The organism is Gottfriedia acidiceleris, from assembly GCF_023115465.1.
Lineage (GTDB): Bacteria > Bacillota > Bacilli > Bacillales > Bacillaceae_G > Gottfriedia > Gottfriedia acidiceleris_B.
On record NZ_CP096034.1, the window covers coordinates 2,073,581 to 2,089,896 of the forward strand.

Below are 16,316 nucleotides of genomic sequence, written 5' to 3' on the forward strand. Positions count from 1 at the left end.
AAACTACATCTAGCACTAGGTACATTTTTAATTATTTTATGCCCATTATCAAATGGTGCTAAAGGATTAAGTATACTCTATTAATGTACTTTTCAAATTTCCAAACAGTCTTCTATTTTCATCAAATCATGTAAAAAAAAGTCCTCTTTTTTATGACAATTAACCGAATAAAATAAATCTAACACAGAGGGATTCTCAAGTTTATGAAATATATGTGCCTGTGAAAATCCTAAAACATTTTTATCTTTAATTAGTAATTTTAAATGTTCTTTTTCTTTTCCGAAATATTGAGATGATGCTATTTTGGTTGCATTACTTTTAAAAATTGGTTTTGGCATACCCATTCCATAAGGTTCTAAAATAGGTAAATCAGACATCAATTCTATAGGAAATGTGTTGATTGGAATATTACTGATATAAAATTGTTGTGGTGTACAAATTTGTTGTTTTGTCGCTTCTTTTTGTATGTTTGTACGAAATAAATTAACCTGTTTATCAGTTAAACTAATTGAAAATCCAGCAGCCATTGGATGTCCACCGAATTTCTTCAATAAATTTTCACAACCAGAAATACAATTAATAATTGAAAATTGACTTCCCTGTAAACTTCTTGCAGATCCAGTACCGTCACTTGATATAACAATTGTTGGTTTTTTGTAATAGTTAGAAGCTCTGGAGGCAAGAATCCCTATAATCCCTTTGTGAAAATCTCCGTTTATCACTAAAACGTCATCGTTTAGTAAATTTTCACTCTGTATTTTTTCTTGAATCGTCAAGAATTGTTCTGCTGTTACTTTTTTTCGTTTGTCATTTAATGCAATTAGTTGATCAATTTCTTCATTAGTTGGATCAGTAGAACGTAGAATGGCAGCAGCAAAATTTGGGTCTCCAATTCGTCCGCACGCATTAAAAATCGGACCCAAAGTAAAGCCAAATGTTGAACTATCAACTGTTTTAATCCTTAATTTATCTATTATTTTTTTGAATGCAGGATGAGGATGATTTTTTATTTTTCGTAATCCGTGCCAACAGATAATTCGGTTTTCTCCAATTAATGGCACGACATCTGCAATTGTTCCTAAAGTTGCTAAGTCGAAAAATTTAAAAGATTCACCAATCCATTCTCTTTTTAACTTAAGATAAATAGCTTGTACTAGCTTTAATGCAACCCCTGCTCCACATAAGTGAGGATTCGGATAGTGGTTGTCAATACGTTTGGGATTGATAAAAGCCAAACAATTAGGTCTCCCATTTAATACTTCGTGATGATCAGTGACAATCACATCAATTCCTTTTATTTTCGCTGCTTTTAAAGCATCATGTGCACTTGACCCATTATCAACTGTAATAATCAATGAATAAGATTTTGAAAGGCTGTTAACTATTTCCTTTGATAATCCGTAACCCTCTGTTCTTAAAGGTAATCGTGTGTCTACATGCCCACCCAATTCAAATAAAGCCTGGCTTAATATAGTCGAAGAAGTCATCCCATATAGTGATAGGTAAGCCTTTGATATGACTCTCTGGCTTTTCCCCCACTCCACACCGTACGTGACAGTTTCCCGTCATACGGCGTTCCATCGATAGCATAGTAAGATATATTAATCTACACAGCTTTACAAGTTTGAACTTGGCATAGTCATCGTCCCTTTATAATTATGAAACGTCCTCTTAGTCTTGCTCGAAACTATGATTGAAATGTTTTATTTTGCTGTGTACTTATTTACTACTATACAACCGACTCGAGCCTATCCCTCCACAGCTTATTATCACTGCTTCATAGGTACTGTGGCTCTACTTTCACTCAGACTAACCAACTTATAGCAAATCGCCTTTCGTTTGGACTGTTTCATAGGTGGTTATACCTCCACATCCTGAGCTTCCCACGTTCCAATTACCTTTATCCGTTCTATATGCCCTTAGATTTCTTCTATAGTCCTGCATGCTTGACTCTGCCAGTAACAGAGTATGGATTTTCATAACTGCGGATTTTTACTCATCCACACATGCGATAGCTTTGCTACCTATTACATTTCTGTAATATCTATGTTTAGACCTGTACATTCGAAGATTCGTCAGTGGATTACTCCACATTCTAATCATAGGCAATTTATAGGACTCCCAGTCTATAGGATACACCATCCACCTCTGGACAGCTTTCGTGTGACATATAGGCAGTCACTTACGGTATCTCTCAACTGACTTCACCGAGCTTCACACTAAGGACTTTATAACCAAAGCCTAAAGCATGTCGGAGTATCAGAGGAAGCATTTCAAGGCGTTACCCTATCATTCTACTTCTAAGATTATCAGTTCTCCATTAACCATTGTTAATGTGCCTAAACTTTTCATTTAGGGACGTGTCGCACCGCAATCATAGTCTCCAAATACTAGAATCTGTTCTTGTCGTGCAATAGCTTGTAAGATTCGAGGGACTGCAATACTCATTTCATCTAGTAAAAATGGATGATGCATCGAATCAAGAGAAGGAATGAGAAAGTCTCCTAGTATTTTAGATGTATTTATCCCTAAATGGAATAAATGTTGGGTAATGATTGGGTGAAGACAATATTGTGATGAGAGGTAGCGAATCATTGCAAATTCTGTTTCATCGTCAATTGGCTTGATTTTATTCCAATTCATTTCAAAGCCTCCAAATTAAATGTCTTACATATAGAATAGACGATATCAAAAGTAATTATTCTTTATTAAAAATATTTTGTTTTTATATAAAAACAAACGGAGTGGATGCTCAAAAAATAGTGGAGTAATAGTAGAGCGGACTAAAGTGGTTAAAATTTTCAACCGATTAATAATAATCTAAACGAAATTAACTTATCCATTTTGAAAAGAGTGGTAAAAAATATTTAAAAAGAACGGTTTAATTTAACAGCAAGTAATGGTTACTTGTTAAATTAAACCGTTCTTTTTTTTGCATATAGTAACGGCTTGCCTATTAGCGATATGTCTTTTTTTGAAATGACATATGAACACAGGCAAGCATACACTACATATAATTTAATACGGTATGTGCGAAAGCACCTAACCGCCCTGTATATAACATCAAGACCAATACAAAAGGGAAGGGCGGGGTAGCATGGTAAACTATGATTCAAAGAATAACAGTGCTACATCAGCTCCTAATAAACCCGTTGGCACAGTTATTCTACGAAATAAACCAAATATCAATTTAATAGCGAGAAGTGTTTTGATAGCCTTTAAAAACGGTACTACAGTAAAAAAGTAGTCCGTTTTTTTTTATTTCTGATCTTTTTCTGGATTATGTAAAGTGGATTAATCTAATAAAAATTCAATTAATAAAGTTACAGTTTTAAGTACATTATTTAAAAAATTTAGTACCTACATTTGTAGTAGATGCACCAGGCGGAGGTGGTAAAATCTCACTTCAACCAAACTATATCGTCTCTCAAAGCAGTAAAAAAACAGTACTAAGAAATTTTGAGGGTGTCATCACATCCTACCCAGAGCCTGAAAACTATAAAGAGGATACTGCAGAAGAGTATTTTTCACTAGTTTACCCTGATTATTTAAATAAGGCAGCTAAGGTTGGGATTGCTAGTATCATGAATGATCAAGTACAAAGTCTTATTCCTTCAGATTTAGAAAGAATGAAAAAGAGAGAACAATATCAAACAGATCCAACACATAGTTCATTAAAAAATAAACGAGAAAAAAGGGATGAATTAAAAGAGAAAAAGTTTCAATCACAAATTCAAAAAATGGATGGAAGTGTAAAGAAAGATGAATAATACTTTAAAATGTGATTGGTGCGGTGAGGAGAATGTACAGGAAACAAAAGCAGTTGTACACTGGGAATTACCAGATGGTTCCCGAGCAATTACAATTACAGGAGTACCATCATTTCATTGTGATCAGTGTAAATTTACCTATCAAAAGGAAGAGATAGTCAAATCGATAGAAGATCAGTTATTTCTCATTTCAACAAAATTACTTCCGGTTTCAGTCACATTTGATGAATTAATGAAGCAGCCGAGATTATTAAAAAGAAATTATTTTGACTTCTCGTCATAGAACGAGTATTTTTAAAATATAAAATAAATCTGTTATTATATAAAGCATAGTCAAAAAGTAATAATTTGGAAAAAGAGACAAAATAAATAATAAAACTGAGGGAGAATCATGAGAAAGTCATTTTACCATTATATGATGAAACATAGAAACTATAAAATTCCTAATGAAATTGGAAAATTGGCAGATCATCTTTTTAATGATCACTCATTTCCAAAACATTCTTCAAGCTATGACGAAATTAGCTCGTATTTAGAATTTGATGGAACTTTCCATCAATCGATGAGCGTTTTTGATGAAGCATGGAACTTATATTTAGAAGATCAATAAGATGTGACTTAGTTTAACCTAAGTTGCATCTTTTTTTAATTGCCACTTTTTCAAACTATCCCATTAATTTATTGATTCTACCATTTCTGAAACTAGCTATTCATTTCTTACCTACAAAATAGGCTAATCCCTTTTTTTATTTACTATGAAAATGACAGACAATTATCTATTGGTTGCATAGTATACAGTAAAAACGAATTAGTCACGACGTATGGAGAAGGAGGTAAGAAGTATGACAAAGAAAAAACAACCAAAATATAACGTAGATGATATTGTCGTGATTACGTTATATGGTACTGTCGGTAAGATAACAAATATAAACTTTCTATTTTTATTGGGAATTCATCACTTACGTAAAATGTATAATGCTAAGGTGATTCCATGTTAGCAGCTATTTATCTCAGACTCTCAAGAAATGAAGAGCAAAAAGATGTAGATGAAGTTCTTCTTAATCATAAAAATGCTTTGATTAAGCTTGCCAATCAGCATAATTTAAAATATATCATTTTTCAGGAAATCTCGAGTGGTGTGAATACGGATCGTGAACAATTAAATTTATTGCTTAAGAAAATACATGAATTTGATTATTTAATTATTATGGATATAGATCGTCTTTCACGTGATAATGCACATGCGGAACAAATCAAACAATTATTAATTTTAAATGATATTAAACTATTAACCCCACAAGGTAAAATCGATTTATCCCAGGAAACGAATGAAATGTTATTTTCATTTCAAGCAGTATTGGCTAATTTTGAATATAAGCAGATAAAGAAGCGGTTATCAAGAGGTAGATTAGCAGCAGCGGAGCAAGGAAAATGGGTAATGAGTAATAAGACCCCACTAGGGTATCGTAAAAATTCGGAAAAAAAATTAGAAATCATTGAAGATGAAGCGAAGATCATTCGATTAATATTCGATAAATCGTTAGAAAAAGTTTCAGTAAATGAAATAGCTCGGCAATTAAATAGGTTAAATTGGAGGAGTAGGCAAGGTAAAATCCTTACTACATCACATATTAGCCAATTACGTACGAATCCTGTATATTATGGGGCCATACAGGCAAAAAGACGTATTCATAATAAGATTATTGATGAAGTTTTTATTGAAAATGCTCATGAGGCTATCATAACAAAGGAGCAATTTTTTGCCGTCCAAACTATATTAGAAAATCATAAAAATGTTTATTTTCAAAACCGAAAAGCAATCCGTAGATTACAAAATTTATTATACTGCAATTGCTGTGGGCGGAAGCGATATATTCAAAAAGATCGTTCAAATATTGATTTTATTAAATCATGTTCATATAAAATATCAAACAATCAATGTAAAGATCGAGGCTATAAATATCAATTAGTTGAAGAATTTGTTTTAAAAAGCATTAAAGAAAAAAAATCAGAGCTAAAGAAAGCGCTAAAAATGCTAGATTCTCAGAAAACAATCGAACTAGAACAAAGATTAACGACTGAACTCGTCTCATTAATTAAACAAAAAGATAAAATTAAAAAACGACAAAATAACGTTAGAGAAATGAGAATGGATGCAGAAATTACTAAAGAGGAATATGAAGAACTAAAAAATGAACTAATCGGCCAAATGAATCAACTGAACGAGCAAATTGAATCCTATCAGACCCAAATAGAGAATTTAAGAAACAAAAACGATGAGCGTCAAAAAATAGAGAAGATCATTGAAACGCTAGACAATTTAGAAGTCATCGATCCTGAAATATGTAATCAATTTTTAAAATCTTTTATTAATAAAATATGGTTTAGTAGTAATATGGATTCAAGTCATGATACTACTCGAAGTAAGGAAATTGCCACTATTAAAATAGAATGGATCTAATGCATCAATTAACATTCTATGAAACGACAAAACTAACCATATTCGGTTTTTAAGAATCTTAAAGTTAAAATAAAAAAGTTCAGTTTACCATCTTCGAAAAGATCGAACTGAACTTTTTTGTAGTGATTTTAAAAATTTATCTGTTATTGATTAATTGAACTAATTCATTAAAATATTTTTCTGCTTCCTTGGTACTTCTTGCACATTTTAACCTTCTCATTAAAAAATTGTAATGAAAATCAACTTCTCCATTTGTTGCATCATTTGTACTGTCATCTTCATTATTTAGTTCGATCCCATCGACAACACCAGTATCTGTTTGATGCATATTTCCCTTGTTATAAGCTGGGGCACTTGTCTTTTTGTTCTCATTTTTCTCTTTCTCCATTTCCTCAAGCGTTGAACTAAAATCAATGATTTTGTTATTAACGTTTTTATCAACCAATTTTTCTAAATAAGCACCGCCGCTAACTCCACAAATAAAAGCATAAATGATAATTGATACAGGAGTTTGATCATTTGTCGTTAAAACAGCAATAAGGTATGATATACAACCTGCCATAGCTCCAAGAATTATTTCACGCTTAGAACCAAGTGAATATCTTTCTCTACCATCAGAATCTTTAAACCGATAACTTCTAATGTAGCCCTCATTAGCTAATAATATATTGGCATAACCACCGATCGCACCAATTAATATTGATAGAAAGGTCAGGAATAAATCATTAGACGATAATGTATTCAGCCAATTCTCGTACATATTGGTACCCTCCCGTTTATGTTAACTATAGGGTGGCTTTTTTTAGAATAGTACAATTAGATGAAATACGTTGATAAAGCTTTTTTTATTTACAAAAACTGTACCAGCAAGCTGAAAATAGGTTGATCTAATTCGATAGATATTAATTTTAAGTCTTAACGGGTTCACGTTTAGTTAAAAAGGAGCGAATCGTTTGATTAAATTTTTCCGCAGCTTCCATTTTTGTTACATGGCCTGTATTTTTGAAAATAACTAATTTTGAATTAGGAATACTTTTATGCATGACTAATTGGAGCCATACTGGCGTAATCGGATCATACTGACCACCAATAATAAGTGTTGGAACCTTTATATTTGGTAACAATTCTCTATTATCAACCTTAAAACATTCTCTCATCGACCTGTCATATCCTTCTGGGTTTGGACGATAATATTGTTTAAATTGTTGTAATGATTCTTCTTCCCATGAAAAAAGGCAAGTTCTTGCTGTCATCTCTTTTATCTGTTGGGATGTGAAAATTTTTGAACGAAACTCTTTATAATGAATAAACCATAATCCTAGTAATCTTGGCGCAAAATGAAATGTACTGACTAGGATTAAAGAGCGACATCTTTCAGGTGCTTGGCGGTACATCTCTTGTGCAACAGTCCCACCCATAGATAAGCCTAATATATGCGCGCTTCCAATTCCTAACTCATCCATTAAATCAAGTACATCTTTGGCGAAATTTTTAATTGAGATGCCTTCAGTTAAATCATTTTCTCCATGGCCACGCAAATCAGGAATAATTAAATCGAACTCATTCGCTAATTCATATTGTTTAAACCAGCTTTCTTTTACTTCACCAAGACCATGAATTAATACGAGAGGTTCTCCAGTACCTAACCGGTCATAATACAGTTTGATACTTTCGGTTTTAATAACGTACAACTTTATCACTCCTTTGTATTTTTTACTAAAATATTTAACGAATAAACGCTATGTTTGAAGTTTTTTGAAAATTTATAATAAATTATATTTACTATATTGACCCTATATTCATATATGTGTAAAATACACCTATTAGATTTTTATATAGAGGTGTTACCAATGAACAATGATAAAGATAAAAATATTACTCCATCAAAAAATTTTATTATGCCTTTTATTCTTCTACTCCTTAGTCGGATGACACTTCATGGCTATGATCTAATTCAAAAGCTCCACGCATTCGGGTTTCAAACACTTGACCAAGGAAATTTATATCGATTATTAAGACAACTAGAGAAAGAAAATCTTGTACAATCAAAATGGGATACGAAAGGAAGCGGACCTGCTAAGCGCTGTTATTCAATTACAGAAGCTGGGAAGGCATACTTAACAAGTAACGCAAGACAACTCGAACTATATCAATCAATGCTTGATCAATTTTTCAAAATGTACACTAGTTTTCTTGAGCTCTACATTCCTCCATTACAAAGAGAGGCTAAAATAGAGAAAAATTCGAAATCAAAAGAGGAGGAAGAAGTTTGACGTTAAAGAAAGCTTCAAAATCAAAGGCAGAAGTTCAAAAAATTAAAGACCAGAAAGTAGAAAAATATTTTATGAATCCTTTTTTTAATACGCTCTGGGATCAATACGAAAGTAGTTTTACATACATAAGAGACAGTAGAGAACAAAGGTTAGATTCGTTTATAAAAGTATTAAAAGAAACAAGGAAATTTAACGAGGAATATCGTAATGCAGTAAATGGTTTATTTGAAGAAATAAAGTATCTTAATCATCATTTAAAAGCAAATACATTAAGAATTAAAATAGATGAATCTTCAGAAATTCAATCAAGTGTTAATCTATTTGAAGAAACGGTAAATAAATTTGGTGAGTTACTATCTACGCCGTTAAAAGCCTCAATCGAGTTTATTGAAAGGGTAGAAGAGCAATATGAACAAACTGGAAATTACTACATAGAGGGTTTAAAGGAAAGAGAGCGAGAATGGTCATCTTTAAATGAACATTACTTGCAATCTTTAAGAGCAGCACATACAAACTTTAACCATCAAATAGAGGATCGGTTTAAACTGTTTACATCTTTTAGTAAATAAGTAATGTTTAGTCCTTTGTATTCAGACTAAAAACAACTCATTAAAATCAGAAGAGTTGTTTTTTTTATGCAATATTGTTTTTCTTATAGCCAGTTTGGTCGATTAAAATACCCACCTCGAACTATAGACAAGACCTTTGAATAGTCTATAGAGGGGTGTTTCTTCATGAATAAGTTTAAATATGAAGAAATTGGAACGTTAAATGTAAAACTTGCTGCAGAAGCATTACTAAAATTAACTTTAAAAATAAAAAATGACGATATAAAAATAAAGACATCTGATAAGCCACTCACGTAAAACTTACTTGAGTGTTTTTTTTGTCTAAAATAGCCAATAAAAATAGAAAGTTAATAAATATTAAACTGATGGATGGCGTTTTTGTTTATGAAGTCAATAATCATGACGGACTTTATGTTGAGAATACTCTTCAGCTTCTCAACGAATATGATGGGAAAAAACTTGAAAAAGAATGGATAGAAGTAAATTATTCATTTTCTTTCGGGGATCTTGTTCAAGTCAATGGCTATGAAAAAGAAATTTTTCGAATTGTTGGGTACCGTACAGAGGTTTGGCGATATAAAAATGACGCGTGGGAAGATACAATATACGAATTAGCGCGTATTACTGATGGAGAATGGTTAGAAGCCGATGAAACAGATTTAACCTTAATTGCATCAGCACAAACTGCAAATGCAATTCTAAAAAAACTAAGAAATGATAAAAATGGCATTACAAAATTAGACTTAGAAAAACTTCGCTCAATGAATGATTTTAATAAAAACAGAAATAAAACAACAAAACAAGAAATAATTGATGGATTATTAGATATATATAATGATTACGCTGTTTTATATTCAATCTTCCAAGACGAAGAATATAAAATTGTGATGGATCTAGTGCTTAAAAATTTAAATAAATTCTCAGAGAAGAAAACAAATTGAGAGAGAGGATATTCTACAATAATTGTAGAATTATATGAATCATAAAAGGTATGCCTATCCCTATTAAAATAAAAAATGCAATTGTCGTCAGTTTTTCAACGGCTTCTTCAAATAGTTCATCATTAACCATAATTTCTTTTAAATTAGCTAGCTTGTCCATTTTTATCATTGGAATCTCGCTCCTTTAACATGTTTTAATTGAATATATGCTTGTCAATGTTGTATTATGCTAAAGGTTACATATTAATATTTTTTTGTGCTTGGTAAGGTTTTTTTCATATTTTCTCATTTTTCACATATTAACTAGTAAGGGGTGATGCTAGTGAAAGAAATTGAGGTAGTTATTGATACGGAAGAAATAGCAGAATTTTTCTATCAACAGCTCATTCAGCGGGGTTATGTTCCTGAGGAAGAGGAAATTGAGGAACTAGCGGATATTACTTTTGAGTACTTACTGGAAAAATGTATGATTGATGAAATTGATGAGGAAGAAGAATAGTCATGAAAGTGACGACGGGAGCTCTCGTCGTTTTTCTTTGTGTATCCAAAGTACAAGCCATTAAGTTGCATTAACTGGTATATATATTGGAGGATTATATGAAAAAAAATAATTGGATACTAATTTTTACTTCTATTTTTCTATTTGTTATTTTAGGACTTATTTATGATTCAAACATGATTCGAAGTTTGGACGATTCAGCGTTTAAATTCTTTGAATTCATTCGAACAGATGCACTAGATTCATTTTGTTATTTTTTAAGAGATTTTGGTTCTTCAAAAATGTATTTAACATTTGCTGTCATTGTTTTAGTTTATTCAATTTTACGTAAGCGTATTTGGACTGGTTTATCATTAATTATTACAATATTGACAGCTAGAGTGGTTGTTTCCTTTTTAAAAGATCTATATGAAAGACCAAGACCAAGTTCAATGTACTATGTAGAAAGTGGATTTAGTTTCCCTAGCGGTCATGCAGTTATGGCAACATCCTTCTTTCTAACTTTAGGCTTTATTTTAATTGTCATTCAACCTGAAATGATGAAACATAAAAAAATGATTCAATTTATCGTTCTTTTAATGATATTTTTAATATCAATGAGTAGAATTTATCTACATGTACATCATTTTTCAGATATTATTGCTGGATGGCTAGTAGGATATGCATGGTACAGTATTTGTAAAAATATATTTATTAATTTACATGAAAGAAAACAGCTTTAACTAAATAGGAAAAAATGACACCTATCATCGAGATGATGTAGGTGTTTCTTTTTGGTTCCCGATAGTGCCTTTAGGAAATCGAACAACATCTTCAATGCAATTAAGTACAATAAATACCTCATGAGATGTATATGATCTAAATCAAGTCCAAATTTGTTATAAATGTTAAAGACAAGTAAACCAGGAATTAGGATATGCATACGAAAACCACAAGGCTCATTCACCTTGTGGTCTAATTTATTTTATTTAAATTTTAGGGATAATCCTATTCACATCAAGATTTAACTTGATATTATTCAAAAGTTGTTAAAAATTCTTCGACTGATTCTGGTGTTTTTGCATTTGCGCTATGTAAGTGACCAATTTTTTCGCCATCTTTAAATACAAGTAAGCTTGGAATTCCCATTACTTGTTGTTGACTAGCGATTTCAGGAAATTCGTCACGATCCATTGTATACCAAGTAAAGGATGGGTGCTCTTCAATTACGTCTCCGATAAAAGCATCTAAACGTGTACAATCAGGACACCAAGTTGCATAAAATTTCACCACGATTGGCTTTTCACTTTTAATTATTTCCTCATATTTTTTTACGTCTTCTATTTTTTCCATAATTGCCTCCTAAAGCTTTAATAAGTTTATTTTGAATCATATTAATTAGTATTTCAATTATTTTAACTTAATAATTCATTTTTATAATTAATGTGATTAAAAAGCATACAAACGTTCGTATGTTGATGTAAAATATAAGATAGAAAAGTTGTTCTATAAATTTAATATCAATGAAAGTAAATAAAATGATGAGGTGTATTTAATGAAGTTTATTCATACAGCAGATTGGCACCTTGGTAAAATTGTACATGGTGTACATATGACAGAAGACCAACGATTTATATTAGATGAATTCATTTCAATCATTAAAGATGAAAAGCCAGATGCAGTTGTTATAGCAGGTGATTTATATGATAAAAGTATATCTCCAACTGAAGCGATTGAACTATTAAATGAGGTATTCCATAAAATTGTAATTGAATGTAATACGCCCATCCTTGCGATTGCTGGAAATCATGATAGCGCTGAACGAATTGAATTTGGTAGCCGTTTTATGGAAAAAGAAGGCTTATATCTAGTAGGAAAATTTCAAACTCCATTTAAGAAAGTTATTCTGAATGATGATGATGGTGAAGTTCATTTTTATTTAATTCCATATGCCGAACCGAGTATTGTACGTTTTATTTTACAAAACGATGATATTCATTCACATGATGACGCTATGAAAGCAATCATAAATAAAATAAGAGATGAAGAATTAGACCCATCAGTACGAAATGTATTTGTTGGACATGCATTTGTTACAAATAATGGTGAGCCTTCAGATGAGGAGACAGAGGGTGAACGAACACTCTCCATCGGTGGAGCTGAATACGTATCACATCATAATTTTAAACATTTTAACTATACAGCCCTAGGACATTTACATCGGGCACATTTTGTAGGAAATCAATCAATTCGTTATTCTGGATCACCTTTAAAGTACTCACTTTCTGAAGAAAACCATAAAAAAGGCTGCTTAATTGTTGAAATAAAAGCTGACGGTGAGCTATCAGTCGTTAAGAAAGATTTTCATCCAAAACGAGATTTAAGATCGATTGAAGGAACAATTGAGGAAATCAGACAGCATTCTGTGAATGATGATTATGTATTTGTAAAATTAACTGATGAGCATATGGTAGTACATCCGATGGAGCAAATCAGAACAGTTTATCCAAATGCAATGCATGTTAGTCGAAAACGAACGACATTACAAACAGATAAAACAAATCAGCTGAGTTTAGTGGAAAAACAATCAAAAAATCAACTTGAGTTGTTCCAATCTTTTTATAAAGAAATGAAAAATGAAGATTTGAAAATTGAAGATGAACAATACATGAAAGAGATTATTCAAGAAATCTTTGTAAGGGAGGAATAGATTTGAAGCCATTAAAAGTAGTACTTCACGCATTTGGACCTTACAAGGATAAGGTATATGTTGACTTTAGTCGACTAAACGAAAAAGGACTATTTGCAATAACTGGTCCAACCGGTGCAGGTAAAACAACAATATTTGATGGAATTTGTTTTGCTCTTTTTGGTGAGGCGAGCGGTGAAAATAGGAATGACCAAACATTGCTTCGAAGTCATTTTGCTGATGATGATCTATATACTAGTGTTGAATTGACATTTGAATTAAAAGGAAACCATTATAATATTTTTAGACAAAAGGGTCATCAAAAGAAGCAAAATAAAGGTATTACAGGCGATAAAATCGAGTTTTATAAAATTGAGAATGAAGAAAAAGTACCTTATTGCCAGGAATTTAACAAAACTTCAATCGTCAATAAAAAAGTAGAAGAATTATTAGGAATCAATGCAGATCAATTTAAACAAATCGTATTACTTCCTCAAGGTGAATTTAGAAAATTATTAGTTTCGGATACAAAAGAAAAGGAAGAAATTTTGCGAAAAATTTTCAGAACTGAACTATTTGAAAAAGTAACTGAAACTCTAAATTTAGCTCGAAAAAAAATGGAAAGTAAATTTACTAATTTAAAGCAAAAAATCGTTATTAAATTAGAAGTGATTGAAAAATTGTTAAGCGAAAAAGGAATTCAAATTGCTGACGAATCTCAAATTAATCTTCATATTGTTAATGAGATTTTGACTGAACATATAGTAAGTATATTGGATGATTTAAAAAGACTTGAAGAAAATGAGAAAATGCAAAAATCACAATTAGAAGTTAGTCAGCAAAAGCTATTTTCAGCAGAAGTCCATAATAAAAATATTGATCGATTAATTGAAGTAATTGAATTAATAACAATGTTAAAAGGTCAAGAGTTAGAAATAGAAGATAAAAAAGTAAAAATAAAATTAGCCACAAATGCTGAAAAAGTATTGCCTATAAAAACTGAACTTGAGAAACTAAAAAATTCACTTCAAGTAACGAACGATAAATTATTATTTGAAATAGATAGTTTAAAAGAAACAATTATTAAAATTGAAAAAATCTCTGCGGAAGTAGCTACATTACCTGAAGATCAAAAAAAATTAGGTAGCTTAGAAAGCCAATTGAGTAATTTATTAGCGTTAAAAGAAGATGTCGATCAATTTCAAAACCACAAGGTAGCGTTTCATACTAAGTCGAAACAGATTCTATTATTTGAAAATGAAGAAAAGACATTACAAGATGGTTTAAAGAAAGCGAACGATGAATTAAATCAATTAAAACAGCAACTAAATGATTTAGAAGGTGTTCATGATCAATGGGCAAAACTCTCCTTATTAAACAAGGAAATTAAACTAAAAGGTGGGTTTGCTAAACGAATCTTTATTGCAAAAAAAGAATTAGAGCAAAAACGAAATGAATATCAAATAAAAAATTTAGACCATATAAAGCTAAAAAATGAATTGGACAGAATTGAAAGTGAAATGCATCTGCAAAAAGCCGCTTTTTTAGCAAAAGATTTAAGAGATCAAGAGCAATGTCCAGTTTGTGGAAGCACACATCACCCATCACTTGCTAAATTTAATGGAACTGTCAATGAAGAAGAAGCAGAAAAATTGAAAATACAAGTAAATCAATTTCAGACTGAACTAGCAACAATTCAAGGAGAAATAAAAAGTAAAGAAAACTCATTAAAAATTGATGAACAATCATTTTTTGAAGAGCATGGACAATTTGATTTTACAAATGAAGGTCTTAAAACACTTGCTAATGAGTTTAATGAAAATGAATCAAACTTAAAAAGTCTGACTGAGAAAAAAGCTGTTTTCGAAAAGATTAATAATGTAATAAAAACAAAAGAACAATTAATGAGGGATTTAACCGTAAAAGTTACTGAAAAGACTGAGGCAATGAATAAGTTTACGAATGAATTAAATGAATTAAAAATTCAGATCGTACAAATTGAATCAAAATTACCGGAATCTTTAAGAACACTTGAGAAATGGCAATTGGAAAAAAATGAAATTGAAAAAAATATAGCACTATTAAAAGCTAAAATTTCAAAAATTGAAGAAGAATTTAGCATCCTAACTGAACAGAAGACGGTTAAAGTGACTACTCGCACTCATCTTGAGAAAGAAGTTTTAAAATTAAATGAAGAGATTCAATCAACAACGATTCTTTATCATGAAAAACTAGCTGAGTACGACTTTAATGGTGAATCAGAGTTTATAAGTGCAATTGATTCTATTCGAATGATTGATCAATATCGAAATGATTTATCAATGTTCGAGGAGAATCTTCAAAGATTAAGTACAGAAAAAGAGTTGCTAGAAAAACAAGTTCAATCGATGGAAAAAATTGATGTAAGTGAACTTAAAATGAAGGTACAGGAAATTACTCAGCATTTAGACGCGATCGTTAACGAGATGATCCGTATTCAAGAATTAAATAAGCGATTAAGTCAATTGAAAAGTGACCTAAAAATCTATCAAGAGGATTTTGTAAAAACTGAACAAAAATTAGCAGGCTTAACTGATTTATATAAAGTTACAAAAGGCGATAATGATAAAATGATTTCGTTTGAGCGATATGTCTTATTGGATTACTTTGAACAAATTATTGAATCGGCAAATATTCGACTTGATCATTTATCAAATGGCCAATTTCAATTGCAACGAAAAGATGCAGTTGAAAAAGGTAGGAAACAAAGTGGATTAGGACTGGAAGTGTATGATTCCTATACAGGTCTGGCTAGGGATGTAAAAACACTATCTGGTGGAGAGCAGTTTAATGCATCACTTTGTTTAGCTCTAGGGATGGCAGATATTATTCAAGCACATAAAGGCGGTGTATCAATTGATACGTTGTTTATAGATGAAGGATTTGGATCACTAGATGATGAATTATTATCAAAAGCAATTGATACACTTATTCAGCTTCAAAAATCTGGCCGATTAATTGGCGTTATTTCCCATGTGCAAGATGTAAAGGATGCAATGCCTGCAGTAATTGAAGTTCATAAAACGAACAAAGGATATTCAGAGTTATCAATTTTAATTAAATAAAGCAGTAAGAGCCGGAAACTAAGCGTATGTT

General features: G+C 31.2%; 18 protein-coding genes and 1 pseudogene. 13 read left to right on the top strand and 6 right to left on the bottom strand.

Annotation, left to right across the window (positions count from 1 at the left end; translation table 11 throughout):
- Nucleotides 1-92 precede the first annotated feature (92 nt).
- Together MY490_RS10090 and MY490_RS10095 are read right to left on the bottom strand one after the other, a co-directional pair.
- A complete protein-coding gene (locus tag MY490_RS10090) occupies nt 93-1,544 on the bottom strand; it encodes a single-stranded-DNA-specific exonuclease RecJ (protein ID WP_248269067.1) in 1,452 nt (483 codons plus the stop codon).
- Between the two features lie 808 nt (nt 1,545-2,352).
- Nucleotides 2,353-2,643: a hypothetical protein gene (locus tag MY490_RS10095; RefSeq protein WP_248269068.1), complete on the bottom strand. Its 291-nt coding sequence runs from the start codon at nt 2,641-2,643 to the stop codon at nt 2,353-2,355.
- Between the two features lie 713 nt (nt 2,644-3,356).
- On the opposite strand from MY490_RS10095, the pseudogene MY490_RS10100 reads away from it, so the two are divergent.
- The 5 genes and pseudogenes from MY490_RS10100 to MY490_RS10120 all read left to right on the top strand — a co-directional run.
- A pseudogene (locus MY490_RS10100) lies at nt 3,357-3,770 on the top strand (lysine 2,3-aminomutase); the annotation flags it as partial.
- Nucleotides 3,763-4,053 (top strand): YokU family protein, encoded by a 291-nt coding sequence (locus MY490_RS10105; protein ID WP_248269069.1) that lies wholly within the window; start codon nt 3,763-3,765, stop codon nt 4,051-4,053. The pseudogene MY490_RS10100 and the gene MY490_RS10105, both read left to right, overlap by 8 nt.
- Nucleotides 4,054-4,161: 108 nt before the next feature.
- On the top strand, nt 4,162-4,380 hold the full coding sequence (locus MY490_RS10110; protein WP_248269070.1) for a YozE family protein: 219 nt from the start codon (nt 4,162-4,164) through the stop codon (nt 4,378-4,380).
- 232 nt (nt 4,381-4,612) lie between these two features.
- Complete coding sequence (locus MY490_RS10115) at nt 4,613-4,768, top strand: hypothetical protein (RefSeq protein ID WP_248269460.1); 156 nt, start codon at nt 4,613-4,615, stop codon at nt 4,766-4,768.
- A complete protein-coding gene (locus MY490_RS10120; RefSeq protein WP_248269071.1) occupies nt 4,762-6,231 on the top strand; it encodes a recombinase family protein in 1,470 nt (489 codons plus the stop codon). Before MY490_RS10115 ends, MY490_RS10120 begins: the two co-directional genes overlap by 7 nt.
- Before the next feature lie 136 nt (nt 6,232-6,367).
- On the opposite strand, the gene MY490_RS10125 is transcribed toward MY490_RS10120, so the two are convergent.
- Together MY490_RS10125 and MY490_RS10130 are read right to left on the bottom strand one after the other, a co-directional pair.
- The gene (locus tag MY490_RS10125) at nt 6,368-6,991 is read right to left on the bottom strand and encodes a hypothetical protein (RefSeq protein WP_248269072.1); all 624 of its coding nucleotides are present in this window, start codon (nt 6,989-6,991) and stop codon (nt 6,368-6,370) included.
- A gap of 148 nt (nt 6,992-7,139) precedes the next feature.
- Nucleotides 7,140-7,922, bottom strand: a complete 783-nt coding sequence (locus MY490_RS10130) for an alpha/beta fold hydrolase (protein WP_248269073.1) — start codon at nt 7,920-7,922, stop codon at nt 7,140-7,142.
- Between the two features lie 159 nt (nt 7,923-8,081).
- On the opposite strand from MY490_RS10130, the gene phaQ reads away from it, so the two are divergent.
- The 4 genes from phaQ to MY490_RS10145 all read left to right on the top strand — a co-directional run bounded on the left by phaQ (nt 8,082) and on the right by MY490_RS10145 (nt 10,014).
- A complete protein-coding gene (gene phaQ, locus MY490_RS10135) occupies nt 8,082-8,504 on the top strand; it encodes a poly-beta-hydroxybutyrate-responsive repressor (protein ID WP_248269074.1) in 423 nt (140 codons plus the stop codon).
- Nucleotides 8,501-9,073 (top strand): hypothetical protein, encoded by a 573-nt coding sequence (locus MY490_RS10140; protein WP_248269075.1) that lies wholly within the window; start codon nt 8,501-8,503, stop codon nt 9,071-9,073. The genes phaQ and MY490_RS10140 overlap by 4 nt, the downstream gene beginning before the upstream one ends.
- Nucleotides 9,074-9,238: 165 nt before the next feature.
- The gene (locus MY490_RS22125; RefSeq protein WP_282439854.1) at nt 9,239-9,370 is read left to right on the top strand and encodes a hypothetical protein; all 132 of its coding nucleotides are present in this window, start codon (nt 9,239-9,241) and stop codon (nt 9,368-9,370) included.
- Between the two features lie 68 nt (nt 9,371-9,438).
- Nucleotides 9,439-10,014, top strand: coding sequence for a hypothetical protein (locus MY490_RS10145; RefSeq protein WP_069032034.1), 576 nt, complete (start codon nt 9,439-9,441; stop codon nt 10,012-10,014).
- A 13-nt stretch (nt 10,015-10,027) separates the two neighbouring features.
- Here the strand turns inward: MY490_RS10145 and MY490_RS10150 are convergent, their stop codons facing one another.
- Nucleotides 10,028-10,183 carry a hypothetical protein gene (locus MY490_RS10150; RefSeq protein WP_175403429.1) on the bottom strand — a complete coding sequence of 52 codons (156 nt, stop codon included), beginning with the start codon at nt 10,181-10,183 and terminating at the stop codon, nt 10,028-10,030.
- Between the two features lie 153 nt (nt 10,184-10,336).
- Here MY490_RS10150 and MY490_RS10155 point away from each other — a divergent pair, with 153 nt between their 5' ends.
- Both MY490_RS10155 and MY490_RS10160 read left to right on the top strand, forming a co-directional pair.
- The gene (locus tag MY490_RS10155; protein WP_069032035.1) at nt 10,337-10,513 is read left to right on the top strand and encodes a YozD family protein; all 177 of its coding nucleotides are present in this window, start codon (nt 10,337-10,339) and stop codon (nt 10,511-10,513) included.
- Nucleotides 10,514-10,611: 98 nt separating this feature from the next.
- Complete coding sequence (locus MY490_RS10160; protein WP_248269076.1) at nt 10,612-11,235, top strand: phosphatase PAP2 family protein; 624 nt, start codon at nt 10,612-10,614, stop codon at nt 11,233-11,235.
- A gap of 292 nt (nt 11,236-11,527) precedes the next feature.
- Here MY490_RS10160 and MY490_RS10165 read toward each other — a convergent pair whose 3' ends face one another.
- The gene (locus MY490_RS10165; RefSeq protein ID WP_248269077.1) at nt 11,528-11,845 is read right to left on the bottom strand and encodes a thioredoxin family protein; all 318 of its coding nucleotides are present in this window, start codon (nt 11,843-11,845) and stop codon (nt 11,528-11,530) included.
- 202 nt (nt 11,846-12,047) lie between these two features.
- Here MY490_RS10165 and MY490_RS10170 point away from each other — a divergent pair, with 202 nt between their 5' ends.
- A complete protein-coding gene (locus tag MY490_RS10170) occupies nt 12,048-13,202 on the top strand; it encodes an exonuclease SbcCD subunit D (RefSeq protein WP_248269078.1) in 1,155 nt (384 codons plus the stop codon).
- A 2-nt stretch (nt 13,203-13,204) separates the two neighbouring features.
- Nucleotides 13,205-16,285, top strand: a complete 3,081-nt coding sequence (locus MY490_RS10175; RefSeq protein WP_248269079.1) for an AAA family ATPase — start codon at nt 13,205-13,207, stop codon at nt 16,283-16,285.
- Nucleotides 16,286-16,316: the final 31 nt, after the last annotated feature.